Below are 19,367 nucleotides of genomic sequence, written 5' to 3'. Positions count from 1 at the left end.
TTTTCAATATCAGAATAGCATGAGTTCAATGGCTTCTATTTTCAGTGTGATTTTTGGCGCACTTTTCTTTTTTTCTTCGGCGTATGGCCAAAGTACGGAGATGGATCTCCATAAAAAATATGAGCGGGACAAAGCCAGGTTCCTGGCTTTTGAAAGCAAACATAGGGGCGTTGTTGAGGCGGTCAACCATCGTATTTCCTACCTGAAGTGGGGCGATAGCAAGGATAAGGTATTGATCTGGTTGCCTGGTAGTTTTTTGTCGGCTTATGATTTCTATCCTTTTGCCGAACAATTGGTCAAGGACGGATATACGGTATTGTCGGTGGACCATTACGGCCATGGTTTGACCCACATACCGGAGCGGGATCTGGATTTCTGGGATTTTGCGGATGATCTGGCTGCGGTCATGGACAGCTTACATATCCAAAAGGCTGTGCTCGGTGGATTTTCGAGAGGTGGCTACCTGGCGACGGCATTTTACGACAAGCATCCGCAGCGGGTTAGTGGCCTGGTGCTTGAAGATGGTGGTACAGTAGCTTTCCGGTCTTTATTTGACCAGATGGGGCCCGCTGGACGCCATGATTTCCTCCGGTCGGTAACACCGCCCCCTGAAGTTCAGAAATTGCTTTTTGATCGCTATGGATCCGAATTTGAGATCTATAAAAATATAGATCAGCTTGACGGCTCAGCGGGGCAGTGGCAGATCTTTGGCTTTATTAGGCATGTGGGTGACGACTGGTTGCTATACCATGGCCTGAATGAATATATGAATATGCAGGACAGCCTGCATTATGTGCAGGTGCTCAATAACGCTCCCGATATAAGCAAGTATGCTTCTTCCATGGTGCGGGTAGACCCGCTGAAGACCTACAGCAGCCTGCATGTGCCGATGCTGATCATGGATGCCGTGGGCAAGCAAGATACGTTTGGGTCTGAGGAAGGCAACCGCAAATTGAAAGCGATGCATCCTGACCTCATCCAGCATAAAATAATTGACTGTGCCGACCATAATATCCACTTCGCCTGCCCCCAGGATTTTATGGCCGAACTCCAGCGTTTCCTGGACTCACTTTGACCGGTGTAGGCTTAGTGAAAAGGAAGTGGGATTGCTTGTGTTTTTGTTGTTTAATATTTTGTTTACTAAGTTGTTGTGTTGCTTATATAAATGAAAAGTATATGGTTTGAAAAGTTGTGCTATAACCAATAGTTATGGGGTGTAGGGTGGCTGTTCAACAAGTGGTGGCTTATTTATACTCCAGGGCCACTGCTTGTGCTTTGGCGTAACTTTCAATTAGAGCCTGGTCATTTGGCATCACCAACGACAATACTTTAGAGCTGTTAGGCAGATTGAAATTGGATCCGTTGAGGTAAATTGTCGATAACGTTACCGCTACTTTATTCGTGGATTATGTTGGATTTATAAGGCTGATGGCCTTTCTTTGAGTATAACTCAATTGAAATAAACTAAAATCTAACTCTTTAAATGGATAAATTATGATAACGTATATCCACCGTAGACGATTTTTTTTCCTTACCGTAGTGTTTGCCTTGCTCTGTATGGGCACGGTCTGGGCGCAGGCGACGGATCGAAAAGGAAAAGTGGTCAATGCCGCGGACCAGACAGCTTTGGAAGGTGTCACGGTCACCAACCTAAGCACCCAATTAGCGGCCCGGACAGACCGCAGTGGGAATTTTACCATACAGGCCAAGGCCGGAGATAGGCTTAAATTTTCACTTGTTGGATTTAAGGCCGCCGAACTGACTGTCCCTGCTCAAGGCAACCTTGATGTATCTTTGGCCCAGGACAGCTACAACATTGATGAAGTGGTGGTGACCGCACTGGGAATCAAGCGGGAAACCCGGGGGCTGACCTACGCCACACAGCAGTTGGACGGTAGTGCCGTCAATGATGCCCGCGACAACAGCGGAAATGTGATGTCGAGCCTGACGGGGAAGGTCGCTGGGGCCGTGGTGACCACGGCGGCGACAGGCCCAGGGGCATCGGCAAGGGTCGTGCTGCGGGGAAACAAATCGATTTCGGGCAATAACAACGCCTTGATCGTGGTGGACGGCGTCCCCTACAATAACTCCAGTGCCCAACAGGCGACCGGAACGACTTACAACTACGGCACCAGTGATGGGGCCGCCAATATCAACCCCGACGATATCGAGTCCATCAATGTGCTGAAAGGTCCATCTGCCGCCGCACTCTATGGAAGCAGGGCCGCAAACGGCGCCATCCTCATTACCACCAAACAGGGCAAGGCCGGCCGCTACAGCATCGATTACAACGGGAGTGCCTCCCTGGACCAGGTGAATATGCTGAGCCGCTTCCAAAACAGCTACGGCCGGGGAAATGGTGGCATCACCGGAACAAATGTCGGTGAGAGCTGGGGCCCCCAGGGTCAGACCTATAAAAATAATGTAAAGGATTTCTTTGAGAACGCTGCTACCTTCAATAACAGCATCAGCACCTATGGGGGTACCGAAAAAGTACAGGGCTACGTCTCTTATTCGAACAATAAGATCGGCGGCATCATCCCCGGTAATGACCTGAAAAGAAACAGCTTGAACCTGCGGGTCAATACCGAGCTGATCCCCAAGCTGAAAACGGATGTAAAGCTGAACTATGTGAATCAGCAGATCGACAACCGCCCCAGGCTGGGGGATATGGGCATCCCAATTGAGGCCTATGTGATGCCCAGGGATATGGATAGGAGCGAACTGGAGGACTATGAAACCCTCGACCCAACGACGGGCCAGCCCCAACGTAAGTACTGGTCGGGCTCATCGATCTATGACAACCCCTATTGGAGTACCAACCGTACTTCGGTAAACGAGGTGCGCGACCGGATCACGGCCCTGGGATCGGTGACCTATCAGCTGACCGACTGGCTGAACATAATGGGACGCTATAGTTTTGACAAATACATCGATAAGACCGACGGTTCTTTTTATGCCGGAACGGTATCACTGGGCGACGTGCGCCCCGGAGGTAAATATTTTGAAACGCATGGCCGTTACCAGGAAAGCAATTTTGACTTTTTGCTGAACGGAAACAATCCATTGACCGACGATATCAAGATCAGCTATAATGTGGGTGCAAGTACCTTAAACCGGCAGTACAGCAGCTTTCAGAATATGGCCAATGGCCTGTCTGTACCCAACGAATTTAGCCTGACAATGGCCACCACACCGGAATTTCTATTGATCAATGGCTACAAACGGCGCCTGAATTCGCTGTATGCCAGCACACAGGTGTCCTTCTACAACAATATCTTTTTGGACATGACGGCCCGGAATGACTGGACTTCAACCTTAAAGTCCCCGCACAGTTACTTCTATCCTTCCATCGGGCTGTCGGCGGTATTCAACGAATGGCTGAAGTTGCCGGCATGGGTCGATTATGGAAAAATCAGGGCTTCTTATACGCAGGTGGGGAACGACGCGGACCCTTATCTGCTGCAACAGCTCTATTCCTTTGGGCTTGGAGCCGGAAAAGGATTTATCTCCCGCTCCTCGACCAAAGCGATCCCAGACCTAAAGCCTGAGCTGACCAAATCATTCGAGGCCGGACTGGATATGAAATTCTTCAATAACAGATTGGGCTTTGACCTCACCTTATACAAGAGCAATACCGTCAATCAGCTGCTGTTTCTGGGACTGCCCATGGCCAGTGGATACAGCCGCCAGTATATCAATGCCGGGAATATCGAAAACCGGGGTATCGAGGTTCAGCTGACGGCAACCCCGCTGAAACGGGAGAATTTTGAATGGCAGACGACAGTGAACTTTGCCGCCAATACCAACAAAATCATCGAACTGCATGAAAAGACCAAACGGGCAAATATTACGGAAAACACCAAATATGCAAGCGTAGTGGTCAACGAAGGTGAGAAATATGGTGACCTCTATGGCTACAAATGGAAGCGGGATGCGCAGAGTGGCCAGTTTGTGGTGGATGCGGAAGGGCTGCCGGTAGTGGAAGCCAATCAAAAATTAGGTAACTTTAATCCAAAGGCGCTCCTGGGCTGGTCCAATTCCCTGCGGTACAATAACTGGACACTCAATACGCTGATCGATAGCCGCATCGGTGGTGAGATCGTGTCGGGGACATCGGCATACCTGGCGGCTTTTGGTGTCGCCGACTATACTGAGGAATACCGGGACGGTGGCCTTATCCTGGACGCCGTGGATGCCAGTGGTGCCGCCAATACCAAAGCGATCACCGCACAGCAACTCTGGACGCGGGTGTCGCAGAACGGACGGGATGCCTGGGGGGAATTTTTTACCTACGACATGACCAACGTGCGCTTAAGGGAACTTTCAGTCAGTTACAAATTTAACCTGAAGAGCACGGCCATCATCAAGCATGCCCAGCTGTCACTGGTCGGACGGAACCTGTTGTTCTTCTACCGGGGCAAGTCCAAGCTGGACATCCCGGGCATAGGAAAGATAGACAACCCCATCGATCCCGAAGCAGCATTGGGCGCGGGCAACTTTCAGGGTGTGGAGGTCGGATTGCCTCCTGCTGTCCGCTCATTTGGTTTAAACGTAAAGCTAACCTTCTAATCAGTGAAAAAGATGAGAAAAAACATCCTCTATGGCACCATGCTCGGATTGAGTATGCTGTCTTGTACCAAAGACTTCAAGGATATCAATACCGATCCCAATAATATAACGGAGATCACCCAGCGCGAACTGCCTTTTATGTTTGCCAAGGCGCAGTCTTCGTCGGCAATGAACCGTTCATTTTACCAGACGGTGCAGAATCTGGGTGCCGATCTGTACGCGCAGTATTTTGCGCTGACGACCAACTCGTTCAGTACCGATAGGTACCAGCTGACACCAGACTGGCAGCGGCGTTTCTGGACCGTCATCTATGTGGATACTGCCCCGCAGCTCAAGAGCATCATGGAAAATACCGACCCCAAATCGGGGGAGGCAGCACTGGCCAATATCATGTGGGTATATGCCTTTCACCGCCTGACGGACCATTTTGGGCCAGTCCCTTACTTTGGTGCGGCAGAGGCACAGGATGTCATTCCCTACGATCCGATGGATAAGATCTACGCTGATTTTTTCAGCCGGCTGACCACGGCGGTCGAAAACCTGAAAGCACTGCCTTCGGGAACAGCGATATTTCAGGGCTATGACTTAGTCTATGATGGAAATACCGAAAAATGGATCCACTTTGCCAATGCCCTGCGTCTGCGCCTGGCCCTGCGCATCTCAAAGGTAGATCCCCAAATGGCGAAGACCGAAGCCGAGGCTGCCGTAGCGGCTGGCGTGATGACCGACAACAGTCAGAATGCCTCCATGCTCAAGTCCCTCTCGGGCAACGATACCAATGGCCTATCGCAGGTGGCTGTATGGAATGAATTTTCCATGAGCTCAACGATAGCCTCATACCTCAAAGGCTACGAAGACCCCCGGCTGGGGATCTATTTTCAGCCGAGCTTTACAGGAAAAGCATTCAACAGTGTGCGCAATGGTGCCACTTCGATTGATCTGGGCAATGTGCGGAACCAGTCGGCCTCTAATTCGAATGTGGGGACGTATTGGGTGCGGTATAATGGTGGGGCGATTGAGGGAAATTTTACGCAGAACTTCCATGTGATGTGCGCCGCGGAATCGTTCTTTTTACGTGCTGAAGGTGCATTGAATGGTTGGAATATGGGCGGTACGGCAAAGGAACTCTATGAACAGGGGATACAGACCAGCATGCAGCAATGGGGGGTAAGCGATGACGCTGCGATACGCAATTACATCGCCTCCTCCAAAATGCCTGTGGCTCCAGGTGATTATCATCAGTCTCCGGCAGTATCCAGCACAGCAATCAGATGGGGGACGAGCATGGCCGAACAACGGGAGCAGGTGGGCACCCAGAAATGGCTGGCGATCTATCCCAACGGGATGGAGGCCTGGGCCGAATACCGGCGCACGGGATATCCAAAAATGTATCCCATCATCCAGTCCGACAACTCGGATCTGCCAAAAGGTACTTTTATCAATAGGCTCCCTTATCCACTCACCGAAGCAACCGATAACCTGGACGAACTGACCAAGGGAAGGGCGCTGCTGGGTGGACCGGACAATGCGGCAACAAAACTGTGGTGGGATGCCGATTAAATCTGAGCAGGGAATATGAACTTAAAAAAATGGATAACAGGCTTGATGACGATCATGGGACTACATAACAGCGCACAACAGGGACAGCCAACGGTGCTGCCGATACCTCCGGAAATCGATCCGGTGAAAGTAATGCTGGAAAGCCAGGCCAATGCACTGGTATGTCAGCTGGACAGGGACAGTAAGGCCGATCCGGCAGCGCTCTTAAATTTGGTGCGTCAGGAGCTGAAACTGGACAGTTTCGCTACAGCGGAGCTGGATATGCAGATTGTCTCCTCGGTGGACCGGGGGACTTATACCATCCATAACCTGACCTTTCAGAGTATGCCAGGGCTTTATGTCCCGGCCAACCTCTACGTACCGAAGGGGAAAGGTCCTTTTCCAGCGATCCTCAATAGCCATGGGCATTGGCCACCGGGCAGAAGGAGTGAGGTCATTCAGCGCACGGCCCAGATATTGGCTTCCAATGGCTATGTATGCCTATGCATCGATGCCATGGGGTCCGGAGAGCGGGGCCGTGGTCATGAGCATGAATATCATGGTGCTAATCTCGGCTCGGCACTGCTCGACCTTGGAAAACCTCTGATGGGGGTTCAGCTGTTTGAAAACAGACGCGCCCTGGACCTGCTCTGCTCGCTACCCTATGTCGATAAGGAAAAAATCGGCGCCACAGGAGCCAGCGGTGGCGGCAACCAGACGATGTGGCTGGCGGCAGTGGACCCTCGGGTACGGGCAGCTGTACCCGTGGTGAGCGTGGGGACATTCCGGGCATATATCATGAACAGCAACTGTGTCTGCGAACTGCATCCCAATGGGCTTCTGCACTTTGAAGAGGGGCAGCTCCTGCAGGCCATGGCCCCAAAAGCGATTAAAATCATGACAGCATTAAAGGATGCCAACGCGGCCTTCAATGTGCAGCAGATGCTCAAGTCGTACCGTATCGCGAAGCTGGCCTACCAGCAACAGGGGATAGCCGACAGGATAGACTACGAGCTGTTTGATGAACCCCATAGTTACACGGCGGAAATGAATGCAAGTATGGTCCGCTGGTTTGACCGTGCTTTTGGACGCGATGCTCAGAAAAAAGTTGATGTAAATGTATTCAATCTGTTGGATACAAATCTGTTATCGGTATTCAAATATGGTGTCAAAAAAGAAAAAATACAGACGATACCCCAATTTATAGAACAAGAGTACCGGCAGGCTGAACAGCGGATTGCCTCCGACATGAAAACCAGGACTGATTATCAAAAGGAGCTCCAGCAGCTGCTGTCGGCAGTAGCACCCGACAGCCTGCTGGATATACGGTCGCTGGAACCGGCGGGCGGATGGCAGCGACTGTTATTGGAGACTTCGGCACAGCAGCTGATCCCGGTATTGTTCCGTGCTCCCCGGGAGAAAGGGAAGACCATCCATGTGCTCTTTCCTGCTGCTGGAAAGCAGCAGGTGCCGGAGGAAGAAATCAGCAGGCTGACCGCCAACGGGGCGGGGCTGGCCCTGGTCGATCTGTATGGACTGGGGGAACGAAGCTCGGCCAGTGGAGACCGGATCGATGCTGCACTGCCCCGCTTTCATACGGTATCGCGCTCGCTGATCTGGATCGGAAGGACAATGCTGGGGACCTGGGCCAATGAGATCAGCCTGGTGAATGGGTACCTGCATCAAGCTTATGGGGAAAGCCCCCTTAGGGTAATCGCTGACAGGGAGACCGCCCTTGCGGCACTGATCAGTGGTGGACTGTCCTCCACAGCGCAGGAGCTGGTACTCGAAGGGCTGCCCCTCAGTTACCTGCCACCAGAGGTGGGGGCGCTGGACAGCTACAATATGGCCATCCATGTACCGGGTATCTTGAGCTGGGGCGACATCCCCATGCTGCTGGCCCTAAACGAGGGGCCGGTAAGCTTGCATGCCCTCCGCAACCTCAGTGGTGAAAATTGTACGGCAAGCCAGTTAAGCGGGCTCCAAGATAAAGTAAATGCATATAAAAGAAAATTTAATAACGAAGGATCACTTCAAATCAACTGACCAATATGGGAACGAATAGAAGATCATTTTTAAAATTATCGGGATTGGCGGGCTTCGGCCTCATCACGGGCTGCCAGCAGCAGGGCGCAGACTCCGCCTCTAAGAGCACAGCGCTGGATCATATCCGTGCGGAAGCGGCAAAAAAATATACTTCGGTATTCAATATGTCGGGCTACGCGGCACCAAAAATCCCTACTGTCCGCATTGGATTTATTGGGGTGGGCAATCGGGGGGCTGCTGCAGTGGAGCGTGTGAGCCGCATTGAAGGTGTCGCCATCAATGGTATCTGTGATGTCAGGCCGGAGAAAGCGGCAGCAGCCAAGGAGCGGATCAAAACACCGGACCATGTGGCCAAAATCTATGCCGCGGGACCGGATGACTGGAAAAAGATGTGTGAACAGGAAGAGTATGACCTGATCTATATTGCAACACATTGGAAGCTGCATGCTGAAATGGCCATTTATGCCATGGAGCATGGCAAGCACGTCGCCATGGAGATCCCCGCGGCAACCACGGTAGCGGATTGCTGGCGGCTGGTGCAGACCTCCGAAAAAACAAAAAAACACTGCGTCATGCTGGAGAACTGCTGCTACGACTATTTTGAACTGCTGACACTCAATCTCGCGCGGCAGGGATTCTTTGGTGATATTGTGCATTGTGAGGGGGGCTATCTGCACGATATACTGGATAGCTTCTTTGATGAGACAAAGCGTTATGACTTTTGGCGCCTCAAGGAAAATGCCGCCCGCAACGGCAACCTGTACCCCACCCATGGGCTGGGACCGGTCTGCCAGATCCTCAATGTCAACAGGGGAAATAAGATGGAGTACATGAGTTCCATGGCCTCCAGAGACTTTATGCTCAACAAGAAAGCCAAAGAAATGGCCAAGACGGACCCCCGGTTTGAGGAGTATGTGGATAAACCTTTCCGCGGCAATATGAACATCTCCAATATCCTGACCAACAGCGGAAGTACGATCATGCTGCAGCATGATGTCAGCTCGCCACGGCCTTACTCACGTATCCATATGGTCAGTGGTACCCAGGCTTTTGCACAGAAATATCCGCTTCCCGGAAAGATCGCTGTCGGCCATGATGATTTTATGCCTGCTGATGAGCTGGCCAAGCTGGAAGAACGCTATACCCCGGGCATCGTCAAACGGATAGGGCAGCTGGCCAAGGAGATCGGTGGGCACGGGGGCATGGACTTTATGATGGACTGGCGGCTCATTGACTGCCTGCGCAACGGCCTGCCAATGGATATGGATGTCTATGATGCGGCAAGCTGGAGTGTGATAGGACCCTTGAGTGAATGGTCTGTCGCCAATGGCTCACAGCCTATTGAAATCCCCGACTTTACCTGTGACAACTGGAAAAACAATAAAGTACATGATATCAACCTGACAGCAGGGGGTACCACTGGTGTCTTAAAATCTTAAAAACCATTAAACCAAGTAGATAGTGAACGTAAGAAAATTTGAAACCCGAGAAGAATTAGGCCTTCATGCTGGAACAGCAGGAATAGAAGCCATCAAAGCATGCATTGCCAATCATGGTGAGGCGAATATTATTTTAGCCACCGGACAGAGCCAGTTTGAAACCCTTCAGACCCTGGTGGCGGCCAGTGGGATTGACTGGAGCAAGGTACGGATGTTTCACCTCGATGAATATATCGGTATGCCGATCACACATAAAGCCAGTTTCCGTAAATACCTGACGGAGCGCTTTGTCGATCTGGTGGGCCCTTTGAAGGAAGTGGTGCTGATCAATGGTGAGACAGACCCTCTCGCCGAATGTGAGCGCCTCCATCAGAAGATCGCGGCCCATCCGGTTGATGTCGCATTTGTGGGGATCGGCGAAAATGGACACCTGGCGTTTAACGACCCACCTGCGGACTTCGATGCCCAGCAGGCTTATCTGGTGGTCAACCTGGACCGGCAGTGCCGGCAGCAGCAGCTCGGCGAAGGCTGGTTTGGCTCGTTGGATGAGGTGCCACTTCAGGCGATCAGCATGTCGATACCGCAGATAATGCGGTCTAAAAAGATCATCTGTGCCGTACCCGACGAGCGTAAAGCACTGGCGGTAAAAAATTGCCTCACGCGGCCTGTATCCAACCAGTACCCGGCCAGTATATTACAGAACCATGCCGACTGCACCTGCTTCCTGGATGCGGGATCCGCGTCGCTTTTAACCTAAGAGGCTATGATGACAACTGCGGTACCAGACCGGAAGACTACTTGGGTATCCATCGGGATCATCGGAACGATGTTCTTTATTTTTGGATTTGTCTCCTGGATCAATGCCATTCTGATCCCTTATTTCAAGATAGCCTGTGAGTTGAGCAATTTTCAGTCCTACCTGGTGGCTTTTGCCTTTTACATTTCCTATCTGCTGATGTCCATGCCGTCTTCTTACCTGCTGAAGAAAGTGGGCTACAAAAACGGTATTATGGTGGGATTTTGGATCATGGCTGCCGGCGCTTTCCTCTTTGTGCCGGCAGCCTACAACCGGGCATACGTCATTTTTTTGGTCGGATTGTTCACCTTGGGAACTGGCCTGGCGGTACTCCAGACCGTGGCCAACCTGTATATCACCATGATCGGTGAGAAGGAGCGGGCGGCACAGCGGATCAGCATGATGGGCATATGCAATAAAGGAGCGGGGATCCTTGCCCCCCTGATCTTTTCGTATACGATCTTGCGGCCCCAGGACAATGAGCTCTTCCGGCAGCTGCCACTGATGGATGAAATGACACGTGCGGCGGCATTGGATGATCTGATCTTAAGGGTGGTCTGGCCCTATACCGTGGTGGGGATCCTGCTTTTCCTGATCGGGGGTGCCATTAAATTATCCATACTGCCCGAACTGCCGCAGGAGCAGGAATCAGCTGTCCCCGGACAGGGGAAGAGCAGGCAAAGTATCTGGCAGTTTCCGCACCTGATCCTGGGGGCGCTGGCTATATTCCTGCACGTGGGGACACAGGTCATTGCCATTGATACCATCATTAATTATGCTGGGTCAATGGGACTTTCGCTGCTGGAAGCGAAATCTCTTCCTTCCTATACCTTGACGGCGACCATCATCGGGTACCTGTCGGGAATCATGCTGATTCCGAAACTATGCAGCCAGCGTACCATGCTGAAAATATGTACGCTTCTTGGCTTGACTTTGGCTATATTCGTGTGTACAATGCATGGACAGGTCCACCTGTTTGGGATGGACCTGGATATATCCATCTGGTTTATTGTACTGATAGGCCTGCCAAATGCGCTGATCTGGGCCGGGATCTGGCCGCTGGCGCTCGATGGCCTGGGGCATTTGGCCAAGCAGGGCTCGGCACTGCTGATCATGGGCCTGTGCGGCAATGCCCTGCTGCCCCTGCTGTATGGTGTATTGGCGGATGCCTTTGACGTAAAATCTGCCTATTGGATATTGACTCCCTGCTTTCTGTATTTGGTGTTTTATGCCTTCAGGGGGCACAGACTGCGACAGTGGACCCCGGCACAAAAGAAAAAGTGATTTGCTAACAACAGAGATATGCTAACAATTACGAATGTCCGAATTATAACCCCTTATCGGATCATCGAACAGGGTACAATCGTGATAAACGAAGGAATCATTACCGCGCTTTTGGAGCGGTATGTTGCTGCCGAAGAAAATAGCGGTGAATGGCTCGATGCCCAGGGCCTCTACCTTGCGCCCGGATTTATCGATATCCATGTGCATGGCGGTGGTGGTGCCGATTTTATGGACAATACCACCGCGGCATTTTTGCAAGTGGCAGAGACACATGTCTGCTATGGAACGACGGCCATGTTGCCCACCACCCTGACCAGCGAGCCGGATGAACTGTTGGAGTTGTTTGCCGTCTATGAACAGGCCCTACAGCAGAATACCCGGGGTGCCCGATTTTTGGGATTGCACCTGGAGGGGCCTTACTTTGCCATGAACCAGCGGGGTGCACAGGACCCACGCTATATCCGCAATCCCGACCCCAGGGAGTATGAACCTATCCTCGAACAATATCATAAGCTCATTGCCCGATGGAGCGCGGCCCCGGAACTGCCCGGAGCACTGGACTTTGGCCGTAAGGTGCAGGAATACGGCATCCGGCTGGCCCTGGCACATACGGATGCCGTATATGATGAGGTCCTTCCCGCAGTAGAAAATGGGTACCGGCTGGCGACGCATTTTTATTCGGGCATGTCGGGCATGACCCGACGAAATGCACATCGCTATGCTGGTGTGATAGAAAGCTGCCTGCTGCTGGATCAGATCGAAGTGGAGATCATCGCCGACGGCGTGCATTTGCCGGAGCCTTTTTTAAAGCTGATCCATAAAGTCAAAGGGACTGACAGCATGATCCTGGTCACGGATGCGATGCGTGCTGCAGGGATGCCGGAAGGTAAAAGTATCCTCGGTAGCCTGAAACGTGGGGTGGCGGTCATCGTGGAAGGTGGGGTTGCTAAGCTGCCGGACCGTTCCTCCTTTGCCGGTAGTGTAGCCACGGCAGACAGACTGATCCGTACCATGGTCCAGCAGGGCGGGGTAAGCCTGCCCGAGGCTGTACAGATGATGACCATCAATCCAGCCAGATGGCTGGGGCTGGATCAGCGTATGGGAACAATAGCCGTTGGAATGCATGCCGACATTGTGCTGTTTGACGAAAACGTGGGGATCCACTACACGCTGATTGCCGGGAAGATCTGTTATCAAAAACAGGGATAACTACCTTACCCTGGTCGTGGAATGGCGTACGATCAATCGGCCTGGCAATACGATATCGTGGATTTCGAAATCTTGATTTTTGATGTGGCGGATCAGCAGGGCGCAGCTTCGCCGGCCAATATCCAGTGCCGGTTCTTCCAGGGTCGTGAGGTTGGGTTCTACCACGGTGGAAATGGGGTCGTTGGTAAATCCGATGACCCCGATGTCGTTGCCTACAGTCAATCCCGCATTTTTAATGGTCTGGATCGCCCCCACAGCCTTGCGGTCATTGACCGCAAAGATGGCGTCCGGAGGCTGGGGAAGTGCCAGTAACCTCTGGGTGTCCTCAGCTCCATGGGCCTGCGAAAAACCGGAATGAATGATCAACGATTCGTCGATGCCGATATGATTTGTTTTAAGCGCCTCAAGGTAACCCTGTAGACGCTGTTGGGTGAATTTGAGATTTTCGGGGCCTGCGATATGGGCTATACGGGTGTAGCCTTGCTGAAGCAGGTATTCGGTAGCCTGAAAAGAACCTGCAAAATCATCCTGGACGACTTTGGATGCCTGGATATCATTGGGTACCCGGTCAAAAAAGACGATCGGCAGCCCCCTGGCCATCAGCTGTTCGAAATGGTCGTTGGTATAAGAATCTGAGGAGATCGAGATCAGCAGACCATCCAGGCTACTCGTAGAAAGATTGTCCAATAAACTCTTCTCGCGCGCCAGGTTGTCGTTGGTAACATACAGAATAACATTGTAGTCCCGCTCATAGGCTTCCTGCTGGATACCGGAGATCACCATCGAAAAATAATAATTGGTGATGAAGGGAATGACGACACCGATATTTTTGGTGGATCCGGAGGCCAGGGCTGAAGCATTCTGGTTGGGTTTAAAATTAAGTTCCCTGGCCAGCGCCAATACTTTTTGCCGTGTTTCGGGGTTCACATCATGGGTGTCCCGAAATGCTCTTGAAACTGTGGATACCGAAATATTAAGCATCGCCGCAATATCCTTGATGCCGATCGCATTCTTCATTGTTTTTGATAGGTTTAATAAATACGCTACAAATTACTAAAAACAATTCATATACGGTTGATAGGATAATGCCTTTCTAAACGAATCTTTCATTAACCAACCATTTCCCTTTATTCTAAAATTTTAGAATGTACACCTGTTTTATTAGGTTGTTCCGTCTATAGTGGTTAGCTTTAGGGATGGATTCAAATTTTATCTATCTGGACTATAATGCGACGACACCTGTAGATGAACGTGTCTTGGAAACGATGTTGCCTTTCTTTTCGCAAAGCTACGCCAATCCGAGCGGTTCCCATCTCCAGAGCCTCAGCATAGCGGACAGCGTGGAGCAATATACGGAGGACATGGCCGATCTACTGGGGACCAGGGCCAGCAATATTGTATATACTTCGGGTGCGACGGAAGCGGTCAATTTAGCCATCAAAGGACTCCTGCCGGCAGCAAGGAAACATATCCTGACCGTTGCTAGCGAACATAAGGCGGTACTGCATACCTGTGAGGCGATTGCAGCACTTGGTTATCAGGTCAGTTTTTTGCCTGTAGGCGCTGATGGCATGATCGATCTGGAGCAATTGGCGGCAGCGATCACGAGCGAGACACTATTGGTCTGTGTGATGCTGGTAAATAATGAAACCGGAGTGATCCATCCGATCAGACAGATCGCTGCGGCGGCGCATCGACAGGGAGCTTTGCTGCTCTGCGATGCCACACAGGCCGTGGGTAAGGTCCGTATCGATGTCAGGGACTTGGATGTGGATATGATGGCTTTTTCGGCGCATAAATTCTATGGTCCTAAAGGGATAGGTGGCCTTTATTGTGCTGATGGAGTCCGGAAGAAGCTGTCACCGCTGATCCATGGGGGTGGGCAGCAGGGGAAAGCCCGGAGCGGGACACTCAATGTACCCGGTATTGTCGGGATGGGGAAAGCCCTCAGCCTGGCCATGGCACAGCTCCAGGCCGATGAAACCCGTATTGGTGGGCTCCGGGATCTTTTGGAGGACGGGCTGCTGCAAATCGTGGGCACATTCCGTAACGGTACTGCCCAGCATCGGCTTTATAATACCAGTAATATCTGTTTTCCAGGGGTACTGTCCGAACAGCTTATCCGTGATCTGGGCACAATTTCGGTTTCCAGCGGCTCGGCCTGTTCTGCTGTCACCTCAAGACCTTCACATGTGCTTCAGGCAATGGGGCTTTCAGACAGTGAGGCGCTCTCGTCGTTACGCTTCAGCCTGGGCCGCTCGACTACGGAAGCCGAGATCAGGTCAGTGATTGATCGGATAACTCAATCTGTTTCAAAATTAAGGTATTGAACCCTTAATGTTGTACTTTTACTTCATATAAGTGCAGGTGCTATTAGGTATGGTCCATTTCATCGAGCAGCCTGTATTTTGCTGCCGGATGAAATGGACTATGTTTAATCATGCCTTTTATTTTCACGTACCTGAAAGACATGTAGGACCTGTGGAAACAGAGCTGTGATACTTTCCCTGACAGCACCGGGAGATCCCGGAAGGGTGAGGATCAGTGTGCGGCCGGCAAAGCCTGAAATGCCTCGGGAAAGCATGGCGGTCTTGACCCGTTGTTGCCCATACTGCCGGGAGGTCTCCATAATACCGGGAATGTGTTTGGTAATATAGGGGGCTACGGTTTCGGGGGTGATATCCCGTTCGGAAAGCCCCGTGCCACCGGTAAAGACCAGGAGGTCAATCTCTGCCGAGAGGCATTGCTCCACAGCGCTAGCGATGGCCCGGGCTTCATCTGGGACCACTTCATAACGGATGTCTTTCAGTCCTTGCTTTTCAAGAAGCTCGACCAGCAGCCTGCCCGAAACATCGGATTTGATGCCCTGTGCCACGGAATCGCTGCATACCACCACAGCGGCCTGGAGCTGCTCGACCCAGGGGCGGGACTCACTGCTCTTGCCACCCTGTTTCTCCAGGAGCCGGATACCACCTATTTCAACCTGCTTATCCACAGGCTTCAGCATATCGTAGATCACCAGGGCTGCAACGGAGGCTCCATGCATGGCTTCAACTTCTACACCGGTCTTATAGATCGTGTGCACCTCGACTTCAATAAAAATCTGCAGATCCGATAGGCTATAGCGTACGTTGGCGTATTCTACGGGAAGAGGATGGCAGTCGGGGATCATATCACCTGTTTTCTTGATGGCCAGCAGCGCGGAGGCCCGCGCAAATTCAAACACATCACCCTTGGGGACCTGTCGCTGTTCGACCATCATGATGGTATTTTCATTTGAGACCTTGACTGTAGCCAGGGCAATTGCTTTACGTAATGTAGGGCTTTTAGCTGTTATATCAACCATGTTATCTGTTAATTTTCCATTGATGTGATTCGTCTTCAAATATTTCTTTTCCCCAGATAGGAAGTTCTTTTTTGATCCGCTCAACGAGCTCTTCGCAGGCAGCCATAGCTGCCTTGCGGTGGGCGGCAGAGGTAAATACAAAGAAGCATATTTCGCCAGCGGCAATATAACCTTCACTGTGGTAGACATGCATGCAGCTGAGTTCATATTTGTTAAATACCTCGGCCCTGATGTCGGCCATCTGCTGCAGGGCAATGTCCTGATTGCAGGTATATTCTATGGCCGCAACAGTCTTACCGTCCACTTGGTCGGCACGGATCTGCCCCAGAAAGATGCTATGGGCGCCAATGGCGGTTTTGGTACTGTGCTTGCTGATGGATTCGGCCACCAGACCAGGAGGGATGGGCCCCTGGATAAATATATTGTGTATTGCCTGAGTCATATCTGTGTTGTCTTAATTATGTAAATAGGGCTGCAAGGCGTCCATGCCACCAGCGAGATGAACGATTTGGTACCTGCCCGGGTATTGTTGCTGCAGAAACTGGGCTGCGGCCAGACTTCTTTTTCCCGTCTGGCAGATAAAGATGACGCGTGAGCGGTTTATCTTTTCGACCTGGGCAGCCAGTGTGGCCAGGGGAATAGGAAGATGGTCTACCGGAAGCCTGGGCATCTCTTCGGCATTCCGCAGGTCGATGAGCAGGTGGTCCGGATCCCGCCACTCCTGTATCAGCTGTTGTGGGCTGATCTCTTGTATAGCATTCGGCATGCCACAGAAACTGATATAATCGAAGTCTTTTAATGCTGCCAGGGAACTGGGATAGTTGCCTTCCAGCGGCATAGCTCGTGGGATATCCAGTGTCAAAGTGCTGTTGTCAAGGATATTGATGGTCATCAGGGTATTGCTAAGAAGGGTGCCGATACCTGCCAGCAACTTGATGGCTTCGGTGGCCTGCATGGTACCGATGATGCCGGGCAGCACACCCAGTACGCCTGCGGTATTGCAGTCGGGAGCCTCCAACGGACCCGGAGGATGTGGAAACAGATGCCTGTAAGTCGTTTTTTGTCCCTGGGCATCGGCGACATTGAATACGGCAAGCTGCCCTTCATATTGATAGATGGCCCCAAAAATAAGGGGCTTATCCAAGAGTTTACAAGCATCGCAAAGCAAATAGCGGGCAGCGAAATTGTCGGTGCAGTCCAGCACAAGATCATAGTCTTGTAGGTATTGGGCCGCATTTTTGGCATGGATTTGTTCGACATATGCCTGGATGCTTACCTCGGGATTGAGCCGCCGTAGTTTAGTGGCGGCCACCGTTGCTTTTGCCAAACCGATATCCTCACTGTCGTACAGCAGCTGACGCTGTAGATTGCTAAGCTCTATCCGGTCATGGTCGATGATGCCCAGGCTGCCCACTCCGGCAGCGGCAAGAAATTGCAGGGCCGGACAGCCCAGGCCTCCAGCACCCACGACAAGAACCCGGGCATCCTGTAGCTTTTGCTGACCAGACGCACCAAAACCTTTTAAGGCATAGTGTCTTGAATAACGCTCCGTTGCCATGACTTACCCTCCAGAATAAGGTGGCATCAGGGCAACCTGATCATTTTCCTTCAGCTCGACGGCCGTATGGACCACTGTATTGTTTACTGCGATCAGTAGGTTGCGATTGGCCAGTTCCTGATGCTGAGCTATCAGCACGGCCAATAGGTCTGCTGTGTCTGTGGCGCTGGTCTCAAATTCTTTTTCCAATATGTCGGTCAAAGAGCCGAATGTCTTTACATGAACTTTCATTTTTTGTGGCTTTCTGGTCTTATTTTCTATTTATTTCTGATCGAGTTTTTCCGGATCGTTTACGGGGCTCACCAATGTGCTGATTGTCTATGCGCCGGATTTGAATGCTTTCCAGGTCCTTGACATATCTTCGGCCTGTCGCGATATCTTTGGGCGACAGTAGGGCAAATCCATCTTTTTGCTTGCCCTGGCTCGCTTGGCTGATATTGGTGACAAGCAGCACTTTATCGCCCAGGGGGCTGTTGAATAGCTCATTCCAGGAAAACACCACTTTATAGCCGTCTTTTGCCTTGGCGATGAGGTAATATTCACTCAGTTCCTTGGGCGACCCTTCGCCAAAGCGTACCTCTTTTAATATGTCTTTGAGCAGGACACCTTTGATCTGCTGAAGAGTAGACCGATAGCTGCCGGCATGGTTATAGATACGCAGGCTGTCGAGCTGCTGCTGTGGTAGGTTACGGAGCTGCTCCAGGCCAATGCTGGCCTGTTTTTTTTGATGGACCCAAATGGAAATAGCTGTCTGCTGCTGACCATAAAGCAAGATGCTCAGCAGGGAGAACAATAGGGTGACAAGAGTTGTTTTCATCATGAGTTGTTTTTCATCATACACATTAAGCTGCGGTAAACAATAGCTTATAAGCTGCGACCAAAAGAACAGTTGCAAGTACATATTTCAATGCATCCTGCTTTAGTTTTTTTGATCCCAGGTAGGCGCCCAGCAATCCACCTAAAAATGCGACTATGACATACAGCCACATATGGGCATTGAATGTTATGCCCTGGGTGAGCATACCGCCCAATCCCGACAATGAATTTACGAAAATAAATGCAGCACTGATAGCGGCAGTTTGTTTTTGATCGGTCCACTTGAATAGGATGAGCAAAGGGGACAGGATAATGCCGCCGCCGATACCGATCATGCCGGAGAGCAGTCCGACCACAGCCCCGATGGCTATGGCGCCAGGGCTATTGTACGGCTTGAGCTCCGCCTCGGCAGGGCTTCGGAAAAAGAAGAACCTAAAGATGGGGAACAGCAGCAAAGCGCCCAGAATCCGCTTATAAAGATGATCATCGAGGGTGATGGTGCCCCCGATAAAGGCCATGGGTACCGAGGCTGCAGCAACAATAAGAAAAAGGTTTCTCTTGAAATAATGACCTCTGTAATACTGTATAAAAGAAGTTAATGAAACAAAAAGATTAAGTACTAAAGCGGTTGGTTTCATTTCCTGTGGGGCGATGCCATATAGGGCCATCAGGGCCAGGTAACCGCTTGCGCCACCATGCCCCACAGCGGAATAGAGAAAGGCAAGGATAAATAAAAAAACGTAAAAAAGCTCAAACTGCATG

General features: G+C 51.3%; 16 protein-coding genes. 9 read left to right on the top strand and 7 right to left on the bottom strand.

The window, feature by feature from the left end:
• Positions 1-19 precede the first annotated feature (19 nt).
• The 8 genes from HX021_RS19585 to nagA all read left to right on the top strand — a co-directional run bounded on the left by HX021_RS19585 (position 20) and on the right by nagA (position 12,885).
• Positions 20-1,075 (top strand): alpha/beta fold hydrolase, encoded by a 1,056-nt coding sequence (locus HX021_RS19585; protein WP_286592276.1) that lies wholly within the window; start codon positions 20-22, stop codon positions 1,073-1,075.
• Between the two features lie 419 nt (positions 1,076-1,494).
• On the top strand, positions 1,495-4,572 hold the full coding sequence (locus tag HX021_RS19580) for a SusC/RagA family TonB-linked outer membrane protein (protein WP_286592275.1): 3,078 nt from the start codon (positions 1,495-1,497) through the stop codon (positions 4,570-4,572).
• A 12-nt stretch (positions 4,573-4,584) separates the two neighbouring features.
• Positions 4,585-6,132 (top strand): SusD/RagB family nutrient-binding outer membrane lipoprotein, encoded by a 1,548-nt coding sequence (locus tag HX021_RS19575; RefSeq protein WP_286592274.1) that lies wholly within the window; start codon positions 4,585-4,587, stop codon positions 6,130-6,132.
• Positions 6,133-6,147: 15 nt separating this feature from the next.
• Positions 6,148-8,157, top strand: a complete 2,010-nt coding sequence (locus HX021_RS19570) for an alpha/beta hydrolase family protein (RefSeq protein WP_286592273.1) — start codon at positions 6,148-6,150, stop codon at positions 8,155-8,157.
• 5 nt (positions 8,158-8,162) lie between these two features.
• A complete protein-coding gene (locus HX021_RS19565) occupies positions 8,163-9,596 on the top strand; it encodes a Gfo/Idh/MocA family protein (protein ID WP_286592271.1) in 1,434 nt (477 codons plus the stop codon).
• Positions 9,597-9,618: 22 nt separating this feature from the next.
• Entirely contained in the window at positions 9,619-10,353 is a 735-nt protein-coding gene (locus HX021_RS19560; protein ID WP_286592270.1) for a glucosamine-6-phosphate deaminase, read from the top strand.
• Positions 10,354-10,362: 9 nt separating this feature from the next.
• Positions 10,363-11,676, top strand: coding sequence for a sugar MFS transporter (locus HX021_RS19555; protein WP_502959017.1), 1,314 nt, complete (start codon positions 10,363-10,365; stop codon positions 11,674-11,676).
• An 18-nt stretch (positions 11,677-11,694) separates the two neighbouring features.
• Complete coding sequence (nagA, locus tag HX021_RS19550; protein WP_286592268.1) at positions 11,695-12,885, top strand: N-acetylglucosamine-6-phosphate deacetylase; 1,191 nt, start codon at positions 11,695-11,697, stop codon at positions 12,883-12,885.
• Here nagA and HX021_RS19545 read toward each other — a convergent pair whose 3' ends face one another.
• Positions 12,886-13,902: a LacI family DNA-binding transcriptional regulator gene (locus HX021_RS19545; protein ID WP_286592267.1), complete on the bottom strand. Its 1,017-nt coding sequence runs from the start codon at positions 13,900-13,902 to the stop codon at positions 12,886-12,888.
• Between the two features lie 179 nt (positions 13,903-14,081).
• Here HX021_RS19545 and HX021_RS19540 point away from each other — a divergent pair, with 179 nt between their 5' ends.
• Positions 14,082-15,215 (top strand): cysteine desulfurase family protein, encoded by a 1,134-nt coding sequence (locus tag HX021_RS19540; protein WP_286592266.1) that lies wholly within the window; start codon positions 14,082-14,084, stop codon positions 15,213-15,215.
• A gap of 104 nt (positions 15,216-15,319) precedes the next feature.
• Here HX021_RS19540 and moaCB read toward each other — a convergent pair whose 3' ends face one another.
• The 6 genes from moaCB to HX021_RS19510 are packed head-to-tail and all read right to left on the bottom strand — an operon-like array spanning position 15,320 to position 19,366.
• Complete coding sequence (moaCB, locus tag HX021_RS19535; RefSeq protein WP_286592265.1) at positions 15,320-16,231, bottom strand: bifunctional molybdenum cofactor biosynthesis protein MoaC/MoaB; 912 nt, start codon at positions 16,229-16,231, stop codon at positions 15,320-15,322.
• Position 16,232: 1 nt separating this feature from the next.
• The gene (locus HX021_RS19530) at positions 16,233-16,673 is read right to left on the bottom strand and encodes a molybdenum cofactor biosynthesis protein MoaE (RefSeq protein ID WP_286592264.1); all 441 of its coding nucleotides are present in this window, start codon (positions 16,671-16,673) and stop codon (positions 16,233-16,235) included.
• A gap of 12 nt (positions 16,674-16,685) precedes the next feature.
• Positions 16,686-17,789, bottom strand: coding sequence for a HesA/MoeB/ThiF family protein (locus tag HX021_RS19525; protein WP_286592263.1), 1,104 nt, complete (start codon positions 17,787-17,789; stop codon positions 16,686-16,688).
• 3 nt (positions 17,790-17,792) lie between these two features.
• Complete coding sequence (locus HX021_RS19520; RefSeq protein WP_286592262.1) at positions 17,793-18,020, bottom strand: MoaD/ThiS family protein; 228 nt, start codon at positions 18,018-18,020, stop codon at positions 17,793-17,795.
• A 19-nt stretch (positions 18,021-18,039) separates the two neighbouring features.
• Positions 18,040-18,609 carry a molybdopterin-binding protein gene (locus HX021_RS19515; RefSeq protein ID WP_286592261.1) on the bottom strand — a complete coding sequence of 190 codons (570 nt, stop codon included), beginning with the start codon at positions 18,607-18,609 and terminating at the stop codon, positions 18,040-18,042.
• Positions 18,610-18,631: 22 nt separating this feature from the next.
• Positions 18,632-19,366 carry a sulfite exporter TauE/SafE family protein gene (locus tag HX021_RS19510; protein ID WP_286592260.1) on the bottom strand — a complete coding sequence of 245 codons (735 nt, stop codon included), beginning with the start codon at positions 19,364-19,366 and terminating at the stop codon, positions 18,632-18,634.
• Position 19,367 lies beyond the last annotated feature (1 nt).

This window comes from Sphingobacterium sp. N143 (genome assembly GCF_030325625.1).
Lineage (GTDB): Bacteria > Bacteroidota > Bacteroidia > Sphingobacteriales > Sphingobacteriaceae > Sphingobacterium.
Note: the sequence above shows the minus strand (reverse complement) of the source record. Positions and strands in the feature narration are given on the sequence as shown.

Excerpts from the sequence above, each read along its gene's own strand:
- nagA (WP_286592268.1), top strand. The coding sequence starts at position 11,695 with ATGCTAACAATTACGAATGTCCGAATTATAACCCCTTATCGGATCATC.
- moaCB (WP_286592265.1), bottom strand. The coding sequence starts at position 16,231 with ATGGTTGATATAACAGCTAAAAGCCCTACATTACGTAAAGCAATTGCC.
- HX021_RS19585 (WP_286592276.1), top strand. The coding sequence starts at position 20 with ATGAGTTCAATGGCTTCTATTTTCAGTGTGATTTTTGGCGCACTTTTC.
- HX021_RS19575 (WP_286592274.1), top strand. The coding sequence starts at position 4,585 with ATGAGAAAAAACATCCTCTATGGCACCATGCTCGGATTGAGTATGCTG.
- HX021_RS19545 (WP_286592267.1), bottom strand. The coding sequence starts at position 13,902 with ATGAAGAATGCGATCGGCATCAAGGATATTGCGGCGATGCTTAATATT.
- HX021_RS19530 (WP_286592264.1), bottom strand. The coding sequence starts at position 16,673 with ATGACTCAGGCAATACACAATATATTTATCCAGGGGCCCATCCCTCCT.
- HX021_RS19510 (WP_286592260.1), bottom strand. The coding sequence starts at position 19,366 with ATGCAGTTTGAGCTTTTTTACGTTTTTTTATTTATCCTTGCCTTTCTC.
- HX021_RS19515 (WP_286592261.1), bottom strand. The coding sequence starts at position 18,609 with ATGATGAAAACAACTCTTGTCACCCTATTGTTCTCCCTGCTGAGCATC.
- HX021_RS19565 (WP_286592271.1), top strand. The coding sequence starts at position 8,163 with ATGGGAACGAATAGAAGATCATTTTTAAAATTATCGGGATTGGCGGGC.
- HX021_RS19570 (WP_286592273.1), top strand. The coding sequence starts at position 6,148 with ATGAACTTAAAAAAATGGATAACAGGCTTGATGACGATCATGGGACTA.
- HX021_RS19520 (WP_286592262.1), bottom strand. The coding sequence starts at position 18,020 with ATGAAAGTTCATGTAAAGACATTCGGCTCTTTGACCGACATATTGGAA.
- HX021_RS19580 (WP_286592275.1), top strand. The coding sequence starts at position 1,495 with ATGATAACGTATATCCACCGTAGACGATTTTTTTTCCTTACCGTAGTG.
- HX021_RS19540 (WP_286592266.1), top strand. The coding sequence starts at position 14,082 with ATGGATTCAAATTTTATCTATCTGGACTATAATGCGACGACACCTGTA.
- HX021_RS19525 (WP_286592263.1), bottom strand. The coding sequence starts at position 17,789 with ATGGCAACGGAGCGTTATTCAAGACACTATGCCTTAAAAGGTTTTGGT.
- HX021_RS19555 (WP_502959017.1), top strand. The coding sequence starts at position 10,363 with ATGACAACTGCGGTACCAGACCGGAAGACTACTTGGGTATCCATCGGG.